Origin of the sequence: Streptomyces mexicanus, from assembly GCF_902506575.1 — a bacterium.
GTDB lineage: Bacteria > Actinomycetota > Actinomycetes > Streptomycetales > Streptomycetaceae > Streptomyces > Streptomyces mexicanus.
On sequence record NZ_LR732544.1, the window covers coordinates 4,929,548 to 4,949,356 of the forward strand.

Here is a 19,809-nt window from a genome sequence, read left to right on the forward strand (position 1 = left end):
CGCCGGGGCCGGTCAGGCGCACGGACCCGCCCGCACCGCGCAGCCCCTCGTGGGCCGCCAGGAGGAACGCGAGCGGCTGGTGCGGCTGCTGGCCCGCGGCCGGTCCGTGCGCCTGACCGGCCCCGGCGGCTCCGGCCGCACCAGCCTGCTCGACCTCGTCGCCGAAGACTGCGCGGACCTCGCGCCCGACGGCGTCGTCCGCCTCAACGGGCTGCGCCGCACGGCCGGCGACCTGCTGTACGACCTCTTCCACGCCGTCCACGACGCGCCCCGGCACCGTCCCGGCCGGGACGAACTGCTCACGTACGTGCGGGAGATCGGCGCCGTCGTCGTCCTGGACGACCTGGAGTTCGGCGGCAGCGCCCTCGACGAGCTGCTCGACGCGACCCCCGAGTGCGCCTTCCTGCTCGCCGCCACCCCGGACGTGCCCGCGCCGTCCGCCGAGGCCGACGTCGAGGAGGTCTTCCTCAGCGGCCTCGACCGCGCCGACGGCGTCGCCCTCATCGAGCAGGTCGTCGGCCGCCCCCTCACCGAGGAGGAGGCCAACTGGGCCGGCGACCTGTGGTTCGAGTCCGAGGGACTGCCCCTGCGCTTCGTCCAGGCCGGTGCCCTGCTGCGCCAGCGCGACCGGCTGCGGGCCGGCGCCGAGGCGGTGGAGGAGTTCGGCGTCTTCGCGGACACCTCGGCCGTCGACGGCCCCGTCGACGGCGGCGACGGCGCGCACGTGCCGCTGCCCCCGCTCGGCGAGGCCGCCGCCCCCGCCCCGCTGCTCGCCTCCCGGCTCGGCGCCTGCGCCCGCGACACCCTGCGGTTCGCCGTCGCGCTCGGCGGCGAGGTGCCCCACCAGGCGCACCTGCCCGCGCTGGTGGGGGACACCCACGCCGACGCCGCCCTCGGCGAGCTGACCGCCTGCGGCCTGGTCTCCCCGGCCGGCCGCCGCTACCGGCTCGCCGCCGGGGTGCTCACCCAGCTGCAGGCCGCCGGCTTCGGCGACGACATCGAGGAGTCGGCCCGCACCGCCGCCGGGCACTACACGTGGTGGGCCGGACACCCCTCGGTCGGCCCCGCGCGGGTGTGCGCCGAGGCGGACGCCGTGCTGGGCGCACTGTCCGTGCTGGTGCCGCTGACCGAGCCGGTGCGGGACGGCGAGGAGAGCCCCGCCGTACGGCTCGCCCGCACCGCCGCCCCCGCGTTCGCCGCGGGCGGCAACTGGAGCGCCTGGGAACGGGCGTTGCGTTTCGGCACGGAGGCCTCCCGGCTGGCCGGGTCGGTCGCCGACCAGGCGTACTTCCACCACGAGCTGGGTGTCCTCGCGCTCTGCGGCGGGCTGCTGGACCGGGCCCGGGCCGAGCTGGAGGCCTCCATCGGCCTGCGCGGCGCCCTCGCCGACAAGCGCGGCACCGTCGCCGGCCGCCGCGCCCTCGCCCTCGTCGCCGACCGCTCCGGCATGACACCCGGCCCGGGCGCGCTGCCGGGTCCGGACGCCGTGCCGGGCCTGGGCGCCCCGGCGGCGGAGGAGGTGCCGGACGCCCGTACCGAGGAGTCGGCCTCGCCGCCGGGCGGCGTCCCCGCGCCCTTCCCGACGCTTCGGCCCTCCACCGGTGACACCGCCACGCTGGTCACCTACCAGCCGTCGGCCGCGGATCGGCCCTCCACCGGGCCGGCCGGCCCGCTCGCGGGCGGGCGGCCCGGCAAGCGGGGCGGCATCAAGGCGCTCGCCCGGCGCAACCTGGTGGCGGCGGGCGCGGGGGCGCTGCTGGCGGCCGTCCTCGGCACGGTGGTGACGCTCGGCGCGACCTCCCACAACGACGCCGACACCCCCTCCGACAAGGTCGGCGGCAATCCGTCGGCCAGCCAGGGCGCGGACGACGGCAGCCTGGGCGCCGACACCCCGCCGAAGGGCGACGGCACCGGCGGCGGCGCCGTACCCGTGGGCGGCGCGGCCGGCACCGCGACCAGCCGGCCCACGGACCCGGGCCCCGACGGCACCTACGGCACGGCCGACGACCCGACGCCGGCCACGGGCGCCGAGCCCTCGGAGAGCGTCAAGCCGTCCGGCGGCGGCACGTCCTCCGGCTCGTCGCCCAAGCCGACCGGCTCCTCGGGCGGCGGCACGACCACAGGCACCACGGGAGGCACCGGCTCCGGGCCGACCGGCGGCGGCACCGGCGGCAGCCCGGCGGGCGGGGGCGGCGACCCGACCACCGGCGGGGGCAGCGGCCCCGCCGGCGGAGGCGGCGGCGACCCGACGACGGGCGGCTCGGACGGCGGCAGCAGCACCGGCCCCACGACGGGCGGCTCGGACGGCGGCAGCAGCACCGACCCGACGACGGGCGGTTCCGACGGCGGCAGCAGCACCGACCCGACCACCGGCGGCTCCTCGCCGACGTCCGGTGGCTCGGCGGGCGCCCCGGCCTCCAGCACCTCGGCGAGCGCCCCCGTCCCGTCCACGTCCGGCGCTTCGGCGTCCTCCGGCTCCGCGGGCGCGACGGCCGCCTGACCGCCGTAACGGCAACAGCCACGGCGGCACGAGCGGGCCAGGGCGGCAGAAGGCAGCACAGGGCAGCACAGGGCAGCCACGACAGCCCGCGCGGTCACGGCGGCACAGGGCGGCCGGCACGAGCGGTCGTGCCGGCCCAGGACGGTCGACGGCAGACAGAAGGGGCCGGGTCCGTCGTCCACGGACCCGGCCCCTGGCCGTGCACGCCTCCGGAGATCCGGCGGGCGCCTCAGAACAGCCGCAGTTTGTCGTCCTCGATGCCGCGCAGGGCGTCGTAGTCGAGCACCTGGCAGGCGATGCCGCGGTCGGTCGCGAGGACCCGCGCCTGCGGCTTGATCTCCTGGGCCGCGAAGATGCCGCGCACCGGCGCCAGGTGCGGATCGCGGTTGAGCAGCTCCAGATAGCGGGTGAGCTGCTCCACCCCGTCGATCTCGCCGCGCCGCTTGATCTCCACCGCGACGGTCTGTCCCGAGCCGTCCCGGCACAGGATGTCCACCGGGCCGATGGCCGTCATGTACTCGCGCCGGATGAGCGTGTAACCCTCGCCGAGCGTCTCGATGCGATCGGCGAGGAGTTCCTGCAGATGCGCCTCCACACCGTCCTTGATCAGCCCCGGATCCACGCCGAGTTCGTGGCTGGAGTCGTGGAGGATCTCCTCCATCGTGATGATGAGCTTCTCGCCCGCCTTGTTGACGACCGTCCACACACCCGCCGTGCCGTCGCCGTCACCCGCGTCCTCCTTCAGCGTGCACGGCGGCGACATCCAGTTCAGGGGCTTGTACGCGCGGTCGTCCGCGTGGATCGAGACGCTGCCGTCCGCCTTGACCAGGATCAGACGGGGCGCTGACGGCAGGTGGGCGGTGAGCCGCCCGGCGTAGTCGACGGAACATCGGGCAATGACGAGACGCATGGTCGGCAACGCTACTCGACACACCGCGCCGCGCGCGATTCGGCCGCCGGCGCCTCGTCTCCGGGCCCTCGGCGACCGTCGTGCGGCGGCTGTGCGCCGCCTGTGCGGCGCCCCATTTTCCCCTGGATCATCCGTGTTCACTCGTGGCCGATTGTGTGCCCAACTCGACCGACCTGTATGTGCATTTGCCTAGTGGGCCTTCGTTTCGTTGCCTACCGTAGGAACGGGAGGTCGCGATGTGTGTACTCACCGTGTTCGGTATCGCGGACTCCCTCTTATCTGTCCGGCAACCCCTGCTCGTCGGGGGTGCGAGAGGAGAACCCATGTCGCTCGACGTCTCACCGGCCCTACTCGACAAGGCCGAGCGAGGCGAGGTCGACGAAGCGGAATTCGTCGACTGCGTCCGGACCTCCCTGCCCTACGCATGGGAGATGATCAGCTCCCTGGTGGCCCAGCTGAAGGTGGACGGCGGTGCCTTCGCCGACAACCAGACGCCCCCGCCGGACGAGCACGCACGCGGTCAGCTGCTGCGTGCGCTCGCGAGTGACGCGATACGCGGCGCGCTGCAGCGGCACTTCGGTGTGCGGCTGGCCTTCCAGAACTGCCACCGGGTGGCGGTGTTCCCGCTGGACGCCTCGGCCGACGAGCCGCTGGCCCGGTTCACGTCGGTGCGCAGCCAGTTGCTCAACCAGTCGCCCGAACTCAGGGACTGCTGACGCGGTGACCGCCTGCTTGCCGCCCCGTCCGCGGGAGGTGCATGACAGTGCCGGGGCGGCAGGCATGCCCCCGCCGGCGGCTCAGCCGAGCCGGGGGAGTGCGTCGGCGCCGGGCCGCGGGCGGGCGTCCGCGCCCAGCCGGGGGAGCACCTCGGCGCCGATCCGCCGTACGTTCTCCTCGGTGGCCGCGAGGTCGCCGGAACCCTCGACGAGCAGCGCGAAACGGGAGATGCCGGTCCGCTCGGCGGTCGCCGCGAGCCGGTCGGCGCACAGCCGCGGGGTGCCCACCGGGTGCAGCCCGCAGAGCAGTTCGGTGTAGCCCAGCGGATCGCGCATCCGACGGGTGCGGCCGTCCACCGTGACATGCGCCTCAAGACCCTGTTTGAGCCAGCCGGGCATCGCCTTCAGCAGCGTCTCCGCCGCCTCCGTGCGGCCGTCGGCGATCTGGCAGACGCCCGCCGAGACGTGCGCCGCGCCGCGGATCTCCTCCTCGCTCCGCCCGGCCTCCTGCGCGAAGCGCCGCCACAGGTCGACCATCTCGGCCTTCTCCTCGTCCCCGACGTGCATCCCGAGCAGCATCGGCAGACCGCGCTCGGCGGCCAGGCGGACGCTCGTCGGCGAGGTGCAGGCGACGACGACCTCGGGCCCCGGTGCGTCCGTCAGCGCCTGCGACGGGCTCGGGACGACCGGGACCTCACGAAAGCGGAACCGCTCCCCGCCGGCCGACACCGACGGCTCGCGCAGCCAGCGCAGCAGCAGATCGAGGGATTCCGGGAACCCCGTCTCGTACGCCTTGAGGCCCGCGCCGAACACCTCCAGGTCCACCCACGGCCCGCCGCGCCCCACGCCCAGCGAGAACCGTCCGCCGCTCGTGACGTGCAGCAGCGCGGCCTGTTCGCCGAGCGCGACCGGGTGGACGGTGGGCAGCACGCTGACCGCCGTGCCCACCCGCAGGGTGCGGGTGCGGCCCAGCAGCAGCGCGGCGAGGGTGATGGCCGACGGGCACGTCCCGTACGGTACGAAGTGGTGCTCGGCGAGCCAGACCGCGTCCAGCCCGGCCTCCTCGGCGACCTCGGCCGTACGCACGGCGCGGTGCAGCGCCTCCCCCTGGCCCTGCCCGGGGAACTGGGCGGCCAACACGAAGCTTCCCACGTGCATTGCTTTTCCTGCTTCCTCGGCTCCGACACGGAGCTCCCCCACCCTGCATAACCGGCCGACACGTGCCGAGGACACGGCCTGGCGAAGGGATTTGCGGATTGTCTGCGGAATCCCCCGAATTCCTGCCGCGTGGGCGGCGTCAGAGGCGGCAGCGCCGCGGCGGCAGCGGCGGCGGCAGCACGCCGGCAGCGCGGCGGCCGTGGCGGTGCGGCCGGAGTCCGGCGCCAGGCGCCTGACCGGTCCCCGTCGGCGCGTACGCTGGAGCAGACGTGTCCTTCCGCCCGACCCGGTGAGGTGTTCCGTGTCCCCGCGTCGCAACCGCCCCAAGGGTTCCGGCTCCTTCGGCCGGAGCGCCGAGGACGACGCAGCGAACCGCTACGGCGGCTGGCAGTTCACGGAGAGCTGGCAGGGCGAGGAGTGGAGCGTGCGCCATGTCGCGGGCGCGAGCGCGGCCGGCAAGACCTACCGCTGCCCGGGCTGCGACCAGATGATCGGCTCCGGCGTCCCGCACGTGGTGGCCTGGCCCGAGTACACCGGGGTGGACGACCGCCGGCACTGGCACAAGGCGTGCTGGAACGCCAGGGACCGCCGCACCACGCGGGTGCAGCGGTCCCGTAACGCGCCGAGGTTCTGACAACCGCCGTCGCGGCGGCCCTTACACGTCCCGCCGGTTCAGCAGCGCCCAGGCGCCCGCGAACGCGACGGCCGCCACGCCCAGCATGATCCACAGCGGGTCCCAGCCCGAAGGGCCGGACCGGGTCAGGGAGTTGGAGTAGAAGACGCTCAACTGGTTCGGGATGGAGTACTCGAACAGGGCGGTGCGCACCTTCTCCAGCGACCGCGTGAACATGAACAGCGCGAGCACCAGCGGCGCGAGGACGACGCCGATCATGATGGTGATGGCGCCGGCGGAGTGCCGCAGGATCGAGCCGATGAGCAGCGAGACCAGGCCGAGCAGGGCCAGGTAGAGGCTGACGCCGACCGTTCCCTTGAGCCACTCGGCGCCGGTGGGCTGCCGGGCGCCGCTGCCCTGGAGCAGGGCCGTCTGCGCGAAGGCGACGAGCGTGGTGCACACCAGCGTGATGGTGAAGGCCAGCAGGAAGAACACCAGCGCCTTCGCCGCGAGCACCCGGCCCCGGTTGGGGCACGCCGTCATCGTGGTGCGGATCAGGCCCGTGCCGTACTCGGACGCCGTCGTCAGCACGCCGAGCGTGATCAGGCAGATGCTGCCGACGAGCAGCCCGAAGAACCCCAGGGACAGCGTGTTCTCCTCCCCGGACAGGTCCGTGGAGGTCCCCGCGATCACCAGGCCGGTCAGCAGCCCGATCCCGAGCACGAGCAGCACGTACACGCCGAGCGTCCACATCGTGGAGCGGACCGACTTGATCTTCGTCCACTCCGAGGCGAGGGCGTGCCCGAGGTGCGTGCGCACGACGGGGATCGGCGAGGTGTAACCGCCCCCCGCCTCCCAGGCGGGCGGCGGGGCCTGCGGCGCGGGGGGCCGGGGGGCGTGCGAGTGGGTGAGCACGGCCAGGACACCCGGCAGCCGCAGAGCCGCCGAGGCGTCGACGAGGGTCACCCGGCCCCGGGCGACCGCGGCCGGCACCGGCCAGGCCTGGGCGCGGCCCGGCAGGGGGTGCTCGGGCCCCGCAGGGGCGGCCTGCGGGTAGGGGTTCGCCGCCCCCTGCGGGGCCGTACGGCGACGTAGGCCGAGCGCCGTGGGGGCCGCCCTGGCCCGCCACCGGCTGCCCGGGCTGCCCGTACGGCCCCGGATGCCCCTGCGGGGGCGGCGGGGCGTACCAGCCGGGCTGTCCCTGGCCGGGGACCGGCAGCGGAGGCTGCGCGCCGGGCGGCAGCGGCTGCGTCAGCCCGGCCTTCTGGTCGGTGGTCGAGCGGTAGTCGACGGCGGCCTGCGTCATCCGCATGTACGCCTCCTCCAGCGACGCCTGGTGCGGCGACAGCTCCCACAGCCGCACGCCGGCCTCGTGCGCGAGGTCGCTGATGCGCGGCAGCGCCAGCCCCGTCACCCGCAGCGCCCCGTCCTGCTCGGGCAGCACCTGCCCGCCGGCCTCGGTCAGCGCGGACGTCAGCTTCTCGCGCTGCTCCGGCTCGGCATCGGGCGTGCGCACCCGGGCGAAGCCGGCGGAGTTCGCGGCGATGAAGTCCCGCACGCTCATGTCGGCGAGCAGCTGCCCGCGCCCGATGACGATGAGATGGTCGGCGGTCAGCGCCATCTCGCTCATCAGATGGGAGGAGACGAACACGGTCCGGCCCTCGGCGGCCAGCGCCCTCATCAGGTTGCGCACCCAGAGGATGCCCTCGGGGTCGAGACCGTTCACCGGCTCGTCGAACAGCAGCACCTGCGGGTCGCCGAGCAGCGCCGCGGCGATGCCGAGCCGCTGCCCCATGCCCAGGGAGAAGCCCTTGGAGCGCTTCCTGGCCACGTCCTGCAGGCCGACCACGCCGAGCACCTCGTCGACCCGGCGGGCCGGGATACCCGACAGCTGGGCCAGGGACAGCAGGTGGTTGCGGGCGCTGCGCCCGCCGTGCACGGCCTTGGCGTCCAGCAGGGCGCCCACCTGGCGGGGCGCGTTGGGCAGTTCGCGGTAGGGGTGGCCGCCGATCGTCACGGTGCCCGCGGTGGGGTTGTCCAGGCCGAGGATCATCCGCATCGTCGTCGACTTGCCCGAGCCGTTGGGTCCCAGGAAGCCGGTGACGGCCCCCGGCCGCACCTGGAAGGAGAGGTTGTGCACCGCGGTCTTGTCGCCGTAGCGCTTGGTCAGGCCGACTGCCTCGATCATGCTCCGGTCCCATCGGAAGGTACCCGTCCCGACGTTCAGGACAGCGGGGCGCGCGCCGCCCCCGTAAGGGTTAGGAGGATAACGGGGCGCTGACGGTTCCGGCCAAGAGAAAGTAAAGCCTGCCGTGGGACGGGGTGCCGGTCAGGCGTCCCGCCGGCGCAGGACGGCGTAACCGCCGGCGAGCGCCGCGATCACCCACAGCGCCATGATCCCCAGACCGCCCCACGGTCCGTACGGGGTGTCGTCGCCGGCCCGGGGGACCACCTGCATGATGCGGCTGCCGGCCTGGTCGGGCAGGAACCGGCCGACCTTCTTGGTCACCGAGACATTGCCGAGGATGTTGGAGATCAGGAAGAAGAACGGCATCAGGATGCCCAGCGACAGCATCGGCGAACGCAGCATCGCGGCCACCCCCATGGAGAACACGGCGATCAGCGTCATGTACAGGCCGCCGCCGACGACCGCCCGCAGCACCCCGGGGGAGTCCAGCGAGGTCCGCAGCGAGCCGAGCATCGCCTGCCCGAGGAAGAACGCGGCGAAGCTGGTCGCCATGCCCACCACCAGCGCCAGGCCGGTGGCCACGGCCACCTTGCTCGCCAGGAAGGTGGCCCGGCGCGGGACCGCGGCCAGCGAGGTGCGGATCATGCCGGTGCTGTACTCGTTGGACACCACCAGCACCCCGAAGACGATCATCGCCAGCTGCCCGAGCGTCATGCCCGCGAAGCTGACCAGGGTCGCATCGAAGGACATCTGGGCGCGCGGGTCCATGGTGCCGAACTCGTGCCGGGACAGCGCGGAGATCAGCATGCCGACGGCCAGGGTGACGACCACCGCCAGGGACAGCGTCCACACCGTGGACGCCACCGACCGGATCTTGGTCCATTCGGACCGGATGACCTGCGTCGCCGCCATGCCTCAGCCCTCCGCCGTCGTCCGGGCCACGGCCTGCGCCACGGTCCGGGAGGTCGTCGTGTCCCCGTCCGCGCCCCACGGCCCGGCCGGGGGCGCGCTGTGCGCGTGGTACTCCACCGCCTCGGCCGTCAGCCGCATGAACGCCTCCTCCAGCGAGGACTGCCGCACGCTCAGCTCGTGCAGCACCACCTGGTGGCGTGCGGCCAGCTCCCCGATGCGCTCCGAGTCGCCGCCCTCGACCTCCAGCACCCCGCCGCCGGCCTCGACCGCCGTGATCCCGGCCTCGTGCAGCGCGTCGAGCAGCCGCTCACGGTCGGGGGTGCGGATGCGGACCCGGGCGTGGGCGTTGTCCGCGACGAAGTCGGCCATCGAGGTGTCGGCCAGCAGCCGGCCCTGCCCGATGACGACGAGATGGTCGGCGGTCAGCGCCATCTCGCTCATCAGATGGGAGGAGACGAACACGGTCCGTCCCTCGGCGGCCAGCGACTTCATCAGGCCGCGGATCCAGTGGATGCCCTCGGGGTCCAGGCCGTTGACCGGCTCGTCGAACATCAGGATCCGCGGATCGCCGAGCAGCGCCCCCGCGATGCCGAGCCGCTGGCTCATGCCGAGGGAGAAGCCCTTGGCCTTCTTCCGGGCGACCGCCGTCAGCCCGACCGTCTCCAGGACCTCCCGCACCCGGCGCGCGGGGATGCCGTTGCTCTGCGCCAGGCACAGCAAGTGGTTGCGCGCGGTGCGCCCGCCGTGCACGGCCTTGGCGTCCAGCAGGGCGCCGATGTACGTCAGCGGGTTGGTCAGTTCGTGGTAGTGCCGCCCGTCGATGCGCACGTCCCCGGCCGTGGGGTGGTCCAGGCCGAGGATCATCCGCATGGTCGTGGACTTGCCGGCGCCGTTGGGCCCGAGGAACCCCGTGACAATGCCCGGCCGCACGGTGAACGTCAGGTCGTCCACCGCCACCTTCTCGCCGTAGCGCTTGGTCAGCCCCGCAAGCTCGATCATGCGGCCACGCTAGATGCGGACAGAGCCCCCCGCCACCGGAAGGCGGCGAGGGGCTCTGCGCTGCTCGGTCTCCTGCGGAGTGCTCCGTTACTCCCTCACTCCGTGCTCCGGCAGTCGCGTCACCGGGACTGCTGGGCCGGAACCCCGCGGGAGACGGGCTCCTCGTCCGACGGCGCGCCGGTGGCGGCCACCGCCGCACCGGTGAGCGTGGCCAGCATCTCGCGGACGTTGGTCAGCTGGGCGTTGATGGAGTCGCGGCGGTTGGTCAGGGCCGCCAGCTCGCGCTCGGACTCCGAACGGATGCGGTCCGCCTTGGCGTTGGCGTCGGCCACGATGTCCTCGGCCTGGCGCTGCGCCGTCTCCACCGTCTGGCGGGCCCGGCGCTCGGCGTCGGTGCGCAGCTTCTCCGCCTCCAGGCGCAGCTGCTCGGCGCGGTGCTCGATCTCCGCCAGCCGCTTCTCCGCCTTGGCCTGACGCGAGGCCAGGTCGCGCTCGGACTGCTCGCGGCGCTTGGCGAGGTTGGTCTCGAAGTCGGCGGCGGCCTGCGCGGCCTTGGCGCGGGTCTCCTCGAAGAGGGCGTCCGCCTCCTCCCGCTTGGACTGCGCGTCCTTCTGCGCCTCGGCACGCAGCTGGGCGGCGTCGGACTTCGCCTTCTCGACGATCCGGATGCCCTCTTCCTCGGCCTTCGCCTTGCGCTCGGCGGCGTACGCCTCGGCGTCGTTGCGGACCTGCTGGGCCGCCGACTCGGCGAGGTCGCGGTGCTGCTCGGCCGCGCGCCGGGCCTCCTCACGCAGCTCCTTGGCCTCTTCCTCGGCCAGGCGCAGGATCTTCTCGACCCGCGCGCCGAGACCCGCGTACGACGGCTCTGCGTCGGCGACCTGTGCCTGGGCGTTCTGCGTTTCGAGGTGCAGCTCCTCGATGCGCTTCTCCAGGGCGGTGATGCGGGCGAGAGCGCTGTCACGGTCGGAGACGAGCTTGGAGATACGTTCGTCCACCTGAGCGCGGTCGTACCCACGCCGCACAAGCTCGAAGCCGTAGGGGGAAGTGTCGCTCATGGGGTTCCTGTCGAATGAGACCGGTGAGGTGATAGGTCGAATCCTAGGGGCCGAAGCGGTGTGTCATCGAGCGGATACGTTTTTGATCTGGAGAATGACACCTCTTTTGAGTGGCGGACCGCCGCAGCTCTTGTCAACGACCAGGGCGAATCTCCGGACGCTTCCCCGCGAGCGCCCGGAACTCCCCTTCTACGCTACCCCTCTGACGCCTTGCCACCCGACCGGGGTGCGCCCACCGTCGCGCCCGCCTTCACGCCGCCGTCCTTGCCGGAGGCGGGCGCCTCGAAGGACTCCAGCGCCTCCAGGACGTCCTGCACCCGGGAGATCTCGGCGTTGATGTCCTCGCGCCGGCGCATCAGCACCTCCAGCTCGCGTCGGCCCTCCTCCACCGTGCGCCGGGCCTCGCGGACCGCCTCGGCCTTCAGCTCCTCGGCCTCCGCGACCAGCTTGGCCTTCTTCTGCTCGGCCTCCTTCAGCAGGCCCTCGGCCTTCTTCACCGCGGCGATACGGACCTTGCCCGCCTCGGAGTTGGCCTCCGAGACGATCTCCTTCGCCTTGGCCTGGGCCTTGGCCAGCTGCTCCTCGGCCGCCTTGATCAGCGCGTCGCAGCGGTCCCCGGTGGACTTCATCGTCTCGGCGGCCTCGCGGCGGGCCCGCTCGTGCAGCTCCTCGATCTCCGAGGTGATGCGCTCGCGCAGCTCCTCGGCGCGCTCGCGGATCTGGGTGGCGTCCCGGCGGGCGCCGACCAGCAGCTCGTCGGCGTCGGTACGGGCCTTCTCCACCAGCGTGTTGCCCTGCACGGTCGCCTCGGCCACGATCCGCTCGGCCTCCTGGCGGGCCGCGCCCACCATCGTGTCGGCCTGGGCCTCGGCGTCCGCGGTGGTCTTCACCGCGCTCGCCTGCGCCTCGGTGAGCAGCTTGTCGGCCTCGGCGGTGGTCTCCGAGATCAGCTTGTCGACCTGCTCGGCCGCCTCCGAACGCCGCTTGTTGGCGTCCTTGCGGGCCTCGTCCAGGGTGCGTTCGGCCTCCTCGCGGGCGGCGGCCAGCGTCCGCTCGGCCTCGGCCTCCGCCTCCGCCTTCAGCCGCTCGGACTCGGTGCGGATCCGCTCGGCGCGGCTCTGCGCCGCGCCGACCGTCTCCGCGGCCTCGGCCCGCAGCCGCTCGGCGTCCCCGGTGGCGTCCGAGACCAGCTTCTCCGCCTTGGCGGCCGCCTCGGAGCGCACCCGCTCGGCCTCGGTGAGCGCCTCGGTGCGCACCCGCTCGGCCTCCTCGGCCGTCTCGGTGCGCAGCCGGTCGGTCTCGGCGATCGTGTCCGCCCGCAGCTGCTCGGTCTCGGCGATCGCCTCCGTGCGGACCCGCTCGGCCTCGGCGGCCGTCTCGTTCTGCAGCCGCTCGGCCTCCGAACGCGCCTCGGAGATGAGCGTGTCCGCCTGCGTGGCCGCGTCCGAACGGATGCGGTTGGCGTCCTCGCGAGCGTCGGCACGGGTGCGCGCGGCGTCCTGCTCGGCCTGCGCGATCGTGTCGGAGGCCTCGGTGCGCACCCGCTGGGCGTGCTCGGCGACGTCCTTGCGGATCCGTTCCGCCTCGGTGGCGGCCTCCGTCACCGTGCGCTCCGCCAGCTCGCGGGCGGCGGTGGCCTCCTCCTGCGCCTCGCGGCGCAGCCGGGAGGCGTCCTCGCTCGCCCGCTCCCGCTCGGCGTAGGCGTCGGCGCGGACCCGGTCGGCCTCCTCCTGGGCCTCTCGCTTGGTGCGGTCCGCCGCGTGCTCGGCGGCCGACCGCAGCCCGGCGATCTCCTCCTGCGCCTGCTCGTGCAGCCCGGCCACGGAGTCCCGCACCTGCTGGGCGTGCTGCTCGGCGGCGGCGACCATCTCGCCGGCGCGCCGGTCGGCCTCCTCCACCAACCGGGCGGCCTCGGCCTGCGCCTCCTCCACCCGCTTGCGCGCGGAGGCCAGCAGCTCCTCGCTCTGCTCGCGGGCCCGCTCCCGCTCCTGCCCGGCCTCCTCGCGGGCGGAGGCGAGCAGTTCCTCGGCCTCACGGCGGCGCCGGGCGGCCTCCTCCTGGGCGGCGGCCAGCGTCTCGGACGCCTCCGCGCCCAGCCGCTCGGCGGCGGCCTGCGCCTCCGCGCGCACCCGGTCGGCGGTGTCCTGCGCCTCGGCCTTGAGCCGCTCCGCCTCTGCGGCGGCCTCCGAGCGCAGCCGTACGGCGACGGCCTCCCCCTCCGCGCGGGAGGCGGAGGCGTCGGCCGCGGCCTCGGTGCGCAGCCGATCGGCCTCCGCCTCGGCCTGCTGCTGCAGGGTGCGGATCCGCTCGGCGGCCTCGGTGCGCAGCCGGTCGGCCTCCTCGGCGGCCTCCCGGCGGATCCGGTCGGCCTCCTCACGGGCGTCGGCCAGCGCCTGCTCGGCGGCTGCCAGACGCTCCTCGGCCTCGGTGTGCAGCCGGGTCAGCTCCTCGGTGGCCTCCGCCTGCCGGGCCGCCAGTGCCCGCTCGGTCTCCTCGCGCAGCTCGCGCGCGGCCCGCTCGGCGTCCGCCTTGACGGCCTCGGCCTGCTCGTCGGCCTCGGCGCGGTGCCGCTCGGCCTCCTTGCGGGTGCGCTCCAGCGTCTCCTCGGCCTGCCGGCGCAGCGCGGTGGCGCGCTCGATGGCCTCGGTGCGCACCTTCTCGCTGTCCGCCGTCGCGGTGCGGCGCAGCTCGTCGGCGTCCGCCTTGGCCTTGGCCAGCAGCTCCTCGGCGGTCCCCGCCGCCTGCTCGATCTGCGCCACGGCCTCGCGCCGCGCCTCGGCGCGGATCTTCTCGCCCTCGGCGACCGCCTCGGCGCGCAGCTGCTCGGCCTCGCCGCGCAGCCGGCGGGCCTCCTCCTGCAGCTCGACGGTCTTGGCGCGGTACTCCTTGGTGTCGTCCTTGGCCGCGCCCTTGAGCTGCTCGGCGATGTCGTGCGCCTCGGCGCGCAGCCGGTCCGCCTCGGCCTCCGCCTCGCGGCGGATGCGCTCGGCCTCCTCGGCGGCGGCCTTCGTGGTCTTCTCGGCGTCCTGGGAGGCCTTGTTCAGCACGTCCTCGGCGGTCTTCGCCGCCTTCGACAGCTGGGTGGCCGCCTCCTCCGCGCTGACCGTACGGGCCTTCTCCGCGGCCTCGGCGACGATCTTCTCCGCCTCGGCGCGGGCGTCCGCGACCAGCTGCTCGGCCTCGGCACGGGTGGACTCGGCCTCCTTGGTGGCCTCCTCCACCAGCCGGGCCACCTGCTCCTTGGCGACACGGGTGCGCTGCTCGTTGGCCGACTCCGCGCTCGCCAGCGCCTTCGCCGCGGCCTCCTTGGCCTCGGCGACCGTCTTCTCCGCCTCGGCCTGCGCCTTGCGCAGCGCCTCCTCGGCCTCGGCCATGCGCTGCTCGGCGGCCCGGCTCAGCTCGGCGGCCTGCCGGCGGGCGGCCTCGGACTCGCTGGCCGTGGTGGTGCGCAGCCGCTCGGCGTGGTCGGTGGCCTCCTGGGCCTGGGTGGAGGCGGCGTTCAGCAGCCGCTCGGCGTCGGTGCGGGCGCGGCGCAGGATCTGCTCGGCCTCCGCGCGGGCCGCCTCGGCCTCGCTCTGCAGCCGCCGGCGGGCCTCGACGGTCAGCCGTTCGGCCTCCGCGCGGGCGGCGGCCAGCGCCTGCTCGGCCTCCGCGCGGGACTCGTCCAGCAGCCGGCGGGCCTGCTGCTCGGTGCGGGCGCGCAGCTGCTCGGCCCACGCCACGTTCTCGTTGACGTGCGACTCGACGGTGCGGCGGCGCTCGGCCAGCTCCTGGTCCAGCTGCTGGCGGCGGGTGACCGCCTCCTGGTGCAGCTCCGCCTGGAGCCGGGCGGCCTGCTCGGCGTGCTCCTGCAGGATGCGCTGGGTCTGGGCGCGGGCCTGGCTCAGCTCGCGTTCGGCGTCCGCGCGGATCTGGTCGGCCTGCATCTGCGCGTTGCGCAGCAGCTGCTCGGCCTGGTAGCCGAGGTCGGCGCTGTCGTAGGCGGGCCGGGACATGAGGGTGCGGCGCGCCTCGTGCAGCTTGGCGCGCAGCACCTCGACCTGGTAGCCGAGGTCCTCGGCGTGCTGGATCGCCTTTTCCCGCTCGGTCTTCAGCCGTTCCATCTCGGCCTCGAACCGAGTCAGGTGGTCGACGTCAGCCGCCGGCTCTCGCTCCTGGCGTTCGTAGCCCCGCACTGCGCGGTCCCATCCGTCCCCTGGTCGCAAGCTTGTGAAACGAGCTCCGTCCATCCGCCGAACGGGGCCCCCGGGGAATGGTGTCAGATCCTCGGCGGAGCATGGGCTGCTGCCCCGTCGCCCGTCCCCCGAAACCCGGACCCCGGCAAGCGGCCGCACCCCTGTGGGTACGACCGCCCCCAACCCTACCGGCCCTTATGTACGTCGGTCAGTGCTCGGCCGACTCAACAGCCGCGGAGGTGACCAGTTCTGTGAGGACGCCATGGCAGTCCTTGGGGTGCAGGAAGGTGATCCGGGAGCCCATGGTGCCCCGTCGCGGCTCGTCGTAGAGCACGCGCACGCCCTTGCCGCGGATGTCCGCCGCGTCGCCGTCCACGTCGGCGGTGCCGAAGGCGATGTGGTGGACGCCCTCCCCGTTCTTGGCCAGCCACTTGCCGACCGCGGAGTCCTCGCGGGTCGGCTCGAGCAGCTGGAGGTAGGTGGCGCCGCCGTCGGACGTCTCGTTGATCTTGATCATGGCCTCGCGCACGCCCTGCTCCTCGTTGACCTCGGTGTGGAACACCTCGAAGCCGTACGTGGAGCGATAGAACTCGACGGTGGCGTCGAGGTCGTGGCAGGCGATCCCGATGTGGTCGATTCGCGTCAACATGGTTTCAGTGGAGCGCTCCACGGATGGTTACGCAACGTGCGCGCGATCACACCGAAAGGCCGATGACGGGTGCAGTACCGCTCAGTACATTCGACGTAAACCCTCGTTCACTCCTCGGCCGTGAGGCCGGTAAGGGGATCGCAGCTCATGCCTTCTGGAACCTCGGGAACGACCAGCTCGGTGATCGTCGCGGGCGCCCGCACGCCCATGGGGCGGCTGCTGGGCTCGCTGAAGTCCTTCTCCGGAGCCGACCTCGGCGGCTTCGCCATCAAGGCCGCCCTCGACCGTGCGGGCATCGGGGGCGACCAGGTGCAGTACGTGATCATGGGGCAGGTGCTGCAGGCCGGCGCGGGCCAGATCCCGGCCCGGCAGGCCGCGGTGAAGGCCGGCATCCCGATGAGCGTCCCGGCGCTCACCGTCAACAAGGTGTGCCTGTCGGGCCTGGACGCGATCGCCCTCGCCGACCAGTTGATCCGCGCGGGTGAATTCGACGTGATCGTCGCCGGCGGCCAGGAGTCCATGACCAACGCCCCGCACCTGCTGCCGAAGTCCCGTGAGGGCTTCAAGTACGGCGCCGTCGAGATGCTCGACGCGATGGCCCACGACGGCCTCACCGACTCCTTCGAGGGCATCGCCATGGGCGAGTCCACCGAGAAGCACAACACGCGCCTGGGCATCGGCCGCGCCGAGCAGGACGAGATCGCCGCGCTGTCCCACCAGCGGGCCGCCGCCGCGCAGAAGAACGGCGTCTTCGAGGCCGAGATCACCCCCGTGGAGATCCCGCAGCGCAAGGGCGAGCCGGTGCTGTTCAGCAAGGACGAGGGCATCCGCGGCGACACCACGGTGGAGTCGCTGGCCAAGCTGCGCCCGGCCTTCGCCAAGGACGGCACGATCACCGCCGGGTCCTCCTCGCAGATCTCCGACGGCGCCGCGGCCGTGGTGGTGATGAGCAAGGCGAAGGCCGAGGAGCTGGGCCTGGAGTGGATCGCGGAGATCGGCGCCCACGGCAACGTGGCCGGTCCGGACAACTCGCTGCACTCCCAGCCGTCGGGCGCCATCCGGCACGCCCTGAAGAAGGAGGGGCTGGAGGTCTCCGACCTGGACCTGATCGAGATCAACGAGGCGTTCGCCGCGGTCGCCGTGCAGTCCATGAGGGACCTCGGCGTGTCCACCGAAAAGGTGAACGTGAACGGCGGCGCGATCGCTCTGGGTCACCCGATCGGGATGTCCGGCGCCCGTCTGGTGCTGCACCTGGCGCTGGAGCTGAAGCGGCGCGGCGGCGGTGTCGGCGCGGCCGCGCTGTGCGGCGGCGGCGGCCAGGGCGACGCGCTGATCCTGCGGGTGCCCCGGGCGTGAGGCCCCTTCCGGCCGGCCTGTCCGGGCCGGCCGAGGCGCCCCCGAGGCGGAGCGCCCCCTGAGGCGAACGACGAAGACGCGGACGTGAACGGAGCTGTGATGCAGGACGTCTCCTCGCTGGTGGCCCAGGCCAGGGAAGGCCGGCCGCGGGCCGTGGCCCGGCTGATCTCCCTGGTGGAGGGGGCGTCACCGCAGCTCAGAGAGGTCATGGCGGCGCTGGCCCCGCTGACCGGCAACGCCTACGTGGTCGGCCTGACCGGCTCGCCGGGCGTCGGCAAGTCCACGTCCACCTCGGCTCTGGTGACCGCCTACCGCAAGCAGGGCAAGCGGGTCGGTGTGCTGGCCGTGGACCCCTCCTCGCCCTTCTCCGGCGGTGCGCTGCTCGGCGACCGGGTGCGCATGTCGGAGCACGCCTCCGACCCGGGGGTGTACATCCGCTCCATGGCGACCCGGGGCCACCTGGGCGGCCTGGCCTGGGCCGCGCCGCAGGCGATCCGCGTCCTGGACGCGGCCGGCTGCGACGTGATCCTGGTCGAGACGGTCGGGGTGGGCCAGTCGGAGGTGGAGATCGCCTCTCAGGCGGACACCTCCGTGGTGCTGCTCGCCCCCGGCATGGGTGACGGCATCCAGGCGGCCAAGGCGGGCATCCTGGAGATCGGCGACGTGTACGTGGTCAACAAGGCCGACCGGGACGGCGCCGACGCCACGGCCCGCGAGCTGAACCACATGCTGGGCCTGGGCGAGGCCCGCGCCCCGGGTGACTGGCGCCCGCCCATCGTCAAGACGGTGGCGGCCCGCGGGGAGGGGGTCGACGAGGTCGTCCAGGCCCTGGAGAAGCACCGGGCGTGGATGGAGGAGCACGGGGTGCTCGCCGAGCGCCGCCGGGCGCGTGCGGCCCGCGAGGTGGAGACGATCGCGGTGACCGCCCTGCGCGAGCGCATCGGCGACCTGCACGGCGACCGCCGCCTCAGCGCGCTGGCCGAGCGGATCGTGGCGGGCGAGCTGGACCCGTACCGCGCGGCCGACGAACTGGTGGCGGGCCTGACCCAGGCGTAGGGCCTTTCCGACGGGCCCCGGGGACGGCCACACGACCGCGCGACGACGACGGGCGGAGCCCTTCGCGGGCTCCGCCCGTCGTCGTGCCGGGGCCGGTCAGGGGCGCCCGCGCTGGGCGCGCAGGTGCTCCGCGATGGGCTTGAGGGCCTTGTCCAGGTGCGCCAGCGCCTCGGGGTCCAGCAGGTCGATGAAGTGCCGGCGCACCGACGCCACGTGGTGCGGGGCGACCTTCCGCATGGTCTCCAGGCCGTGGTCGGTGAGGACCGCGTACAGTCCCCGGCGGTCGGACTCGCAGTTCTCGCGGCGCACCAGGTTCGCGTTCTCCATGCGCGTGATCTGGTGGGAGAGGCGGCTCTTGGACTGCAGGGGGGCGGCGGCGAGGTCGCTCATCCGCATCCGTACGTCCTCCGACTCCGACAGATTGACCAGGATCTCGTAGTCGTTGATCGTCAGGCCGAACGGTTGCAGATCCTTTTCCAGCTGGTACGTCAACAGCCTGTTGACCTCCAGGTGGGTGCGCCAGGCGCACTGCTCCGCATCGGTCAGCCAGCGCGTGGCCGTCTCGGTCTCCATGAATGAAGTCTACCTAAGAAGTTGAAATCCGAACGAGCTGGGGTGTTCCGCGACGGCGCGCACGCGTTCGAGCCGTCACATTCCGCAGACTACCGCTCACAGCCCGAAGCGACGCTGGAGGTCTCCCAGCTGTCCGGGAAGACGCGGTGCGGCGCCCTGCGGTCCGCGACTTCCGGACATCCCCGCAGGGCCGGGTACCCCCGGCTCGTCCGGAGGCACGCCCGTGGCCTGCTCGGCCATGAGGGCCTCGCTCGACTGCAGCAGCACCGTCCCGGCGCCCACGAACTCGAACTGGTGCTCCTCCCCGGAGGTCCCGCCGATGCCCGTCAGCGCGCGCAGGCCGCCCAGCACCCCGGTCAGGTAGCCATGGTCGTAGTGGTGGCACGGGGAGGGGCAGTCGGCCCAGCCGACGAGCGCCTGGGGGTCCACCCGCAGCGGCGGCTCCATGAACACCACCGGTCCGTTCGATGCGGCCACGAACTTTCCGGTTCCGATCAGGGTCAGAAAACCCGGCACGATCGACTGCTTGAGGGCGAGACTTGGCTGAAAAGCGAGCAGATTGCCCGAGCGAATGGTCAGATTACCGTCGTCAAGATCGTAGGAGTTGACGTCGAAGGCCCGGTCGGCCAGCAGCATCTTGCCCGTGCCCTCGGCCACCACCCAGTCGGCCGCGTGCAGAGGCGAATGGAACGACGTCCGCACCAGACGGTCCAGCCGCCCGTGCCCCACCCCGTTGAACTCGATCGCCCCGTAGTAGGCGATCATCTTCCCCTTCTGCAGGAACCACTGGCCGCCCCGCAGCTCCACGCAGAAGGTGTACGCGTTGACGTTGTCGTCGGCCGGCAGCGTCGCCGGGTCGTACACCACGGGCCCGCTCACAGCTTCTCCTCCGATGCCTGGACGAACACCGCGCCGCTGCCGCTCAGCTCCAGCTGGAACGCCTCCCCGG

The 19,809-nt window shown here is 73.5% G+C and carries 14 protein-coding genes and 3 pseudogenes; 5 read left to right on the top strand and 12 right to left on the bottom strand.

Annotation, left to right across the window (positions count from 1 at the left end):
* A pseudogene (locus GV126_RS22200) lies at positions 1-2,500 on the top strand (P-loop NTPase family protein); the annotation flags it as partial.
* A gap of 229 nt (positions 2,501-2,729) precedes the next feature.
* On the opposite strand, the gene nucS reads toward GV126_RS22200, so the two are convergent.
* Positions 2,730-3,410, bottom strand: a complete 681-nt coding sequence (nucS, locus tag GV126_RS22205) for an endonuclease NucS (RefSeq protein WP_185948296.1) — start codon at positions 3,408-3,410, stop codon at positions 2,730-2,732.
* A gap of 323 nt (positions 3,411-3,733) precedes the next feature.
* On the opposite strand from nucS, the gene GV126_RS22210 reads away from it, so the two are divergent.
* The gene (locus GV126_RS22210) at positions 3,734-4,126 is read left to right on the top strand and encodes an SCO5389 family protein (RefSeq protein WP_159669641.1); all 393 of its coding nucleotides are present in this window, start codon (positions 3,734-3,736) and stop codon (positions 4,124-4,126) included.
* 81 nt (positions 4,127-4,207) lie between these two features.
* On the opposite strand, the gene GV126_RS22215 is transcribed toward GV126_RS22210, so the two are convergent.
* Positions 4,208-5,284, bottom strand: a complete 1,077-nt coding sequence (locus tag GV126_RS22215) for an LLM class flavin-dependent oxidoreductase (RefSeq protein WP_159669644.1) — start codon at positions 5,282-5,284, stop codon at positions 4,208-4,210.
* A gap of 301 nt (positions 5,285-5,585) precedes the next feature.
* On the opposite strand from GV126_RS22215, the gene GV126_RS22220 reads away from it, so the two are divergent.
* The gene (locus GV126_RS22220) at positions 5,586-5,918 is read left to right on the top strand and encodes an Rv1322 family protein (RefSeq protein WP_159669647.1); all 333 of its coding nucleotides are present in this window, start codon (positions 5,586-5,588) and stop codon (positions 5,916-5,918) included.
* A 21-nt stretch (positions 5,919-5,939) separates the two neighbouring features.
* Here the strand turns inward: GV126_RS22220 and GV126_RS22225 are convergent, their stop codons facing one another.
* From GV126_RS22225 to mce, 7 genes and pseudogenes are all read right to left on the bottom strand, one after another.
* Positions 5,940-6,812: an ABC transporter permease subunit gene (locus GV126_RS22225; protein WP_159673983.1), complete on the bottom strand. Its 873-nt coding sequence runs from the start codon at positions 6,810-6,812 to the stop codon at positions 5,940-5,942.
* Positions 6,813-6,900: 88 nt separating this feature from the next.
* A pseudogene (locus tag GV126_RS22230) lies at positions 6,901-8,085 on the bottom strand (ABC transporter ATP-binding protein); the annotation flags it as partial.
* Positions 8,086-8,226: 141 nt separating this feature from the next.
* Positions 8,227-8,997, bottom strand: coding sequence for an ABC transporter permease (locus GV126_RS22235; RefSeq protein WP_159669650.1), 771 nt, complete (start codon positions 8,995-8,997; stop codon positions 8,227-8,229).
* A 3-nt stretch (positions 8,998-9,000) separates the two neighbouring features.
* Entirely contained in the window at positions 9,001-9,996 is a 996-nt protein-coding gene (locus GV126_RS22240; protein ID WP_159669653.1) for an ABC transporter ATP-binding protein, read from the bottom strand.
* 119 nt (positions 9,997-10,115) lie between these two features.
* Positions 10,116-11,051, bottom strand: coding sequence for a coiled-coil domain-containing protein (locus tag GV126_RS22245; protein WP_159669656.1), 936 nt, complete (start codon positions 11,049-11,051; stop codon positions 10,116-10,118).
* A 194-nt stretch (positions 11,052-11,245) separates the two neighbouring features.
* Positions 11,246-15,226 carry a polarized growth protein Scy gene (scy, locus tag GV126_RS22250; RefSeq protein WP_159669659.1) on the bottom strand — a complete coding sequence of 1,327 codons (3,981 nt, stop codon included), beginning with the start codon at positions 15,224-15,226 and terminating at the stop codon, positions 11,246-11,248.
* 208 nt (positions 15,227-15,434) lie between these two features.
* Entirely contained in the window at positions 15,435-15,875 is a 441-nt protein-coding gene (gene mce, locus GV126_RS22255) for a methylmalonyl-CoA epimerase (RefSeq protein WP_159669662.1), read from the bottom strand.
* 147 nt (positions 15,876-16,022) lie between these two features.
* Between mce and GV126_RS22260 the strand changes: the two genes are divergently transcribed.
* Together GV126_RS22260 and meaB are read left to right on the top strand one after the other, a co-directional pair.
* Positions 16,023-17,231: an acetyl-CoA C-acetyltransferase gene (locus GV126_RS22260; RefSeq protein WP_159669665.1), complete on the top strand. Its 1,209-nt coding sequence runs from the start codon at positions 16,023-16,025 to the stop codon at positions 17,229-17,231.
* Positions 17,232-17,330: 99 nt separating this feature from the next.
* On the top strand, positions 17,331-18,287 hold the full coding sequence (gene meaB, locus GV126_RS22265) for a methylmalonyl Co-A mutase-associated GTPase MeaB (RefSeq protein WP_159673985.1): 957 nt from the start codon (positions 17,331-17,333) through the stop codon (positions 18,285-18,287).
* Between the two features lie 96 nt (positions 18,288-18,383).
* On the opposite strand, the gene GV126_RS22270 is transcribed toward meaB, so the two are convergent.
* The 3 genes and pseudogenes from GV126_RS22270 to GV126_RS22280 all read right to left on the bottom strand — a co-directional run.
* On the bottom strand, positions 18,384-18,860 hold the full coding sequence (locus GV126_RS22270) for a MarR family winged helix-turn-helix transcriptional regulator (protein ID WP_159669668.1): 477 nt from the start codon (positions 18,858-18,860) through the stop codon (positions 18,384-18,386).
* Positions 18,861-18,956: 96 nt separating this feature from the next.
* Positions 18,957-19,754: an AIM24 family protein gene (locus GV126_RS22275; protein ID WP_159673987.1), complete on the bottom strand. Its 798-nt coding sequence runs from the start codon at positions 19,752-19,754 to the stop codon at positions 18,957-18,959.
* Positions 19,736-19,809: pseudogene (locus tag GV126_RS22280) on the bottom strand (AIM24 family protein); the annotation flags it as partial. The gene GV126_RS22275 and the pseudogene GV126_RS22280, both read right to left, overlap by 19 nt.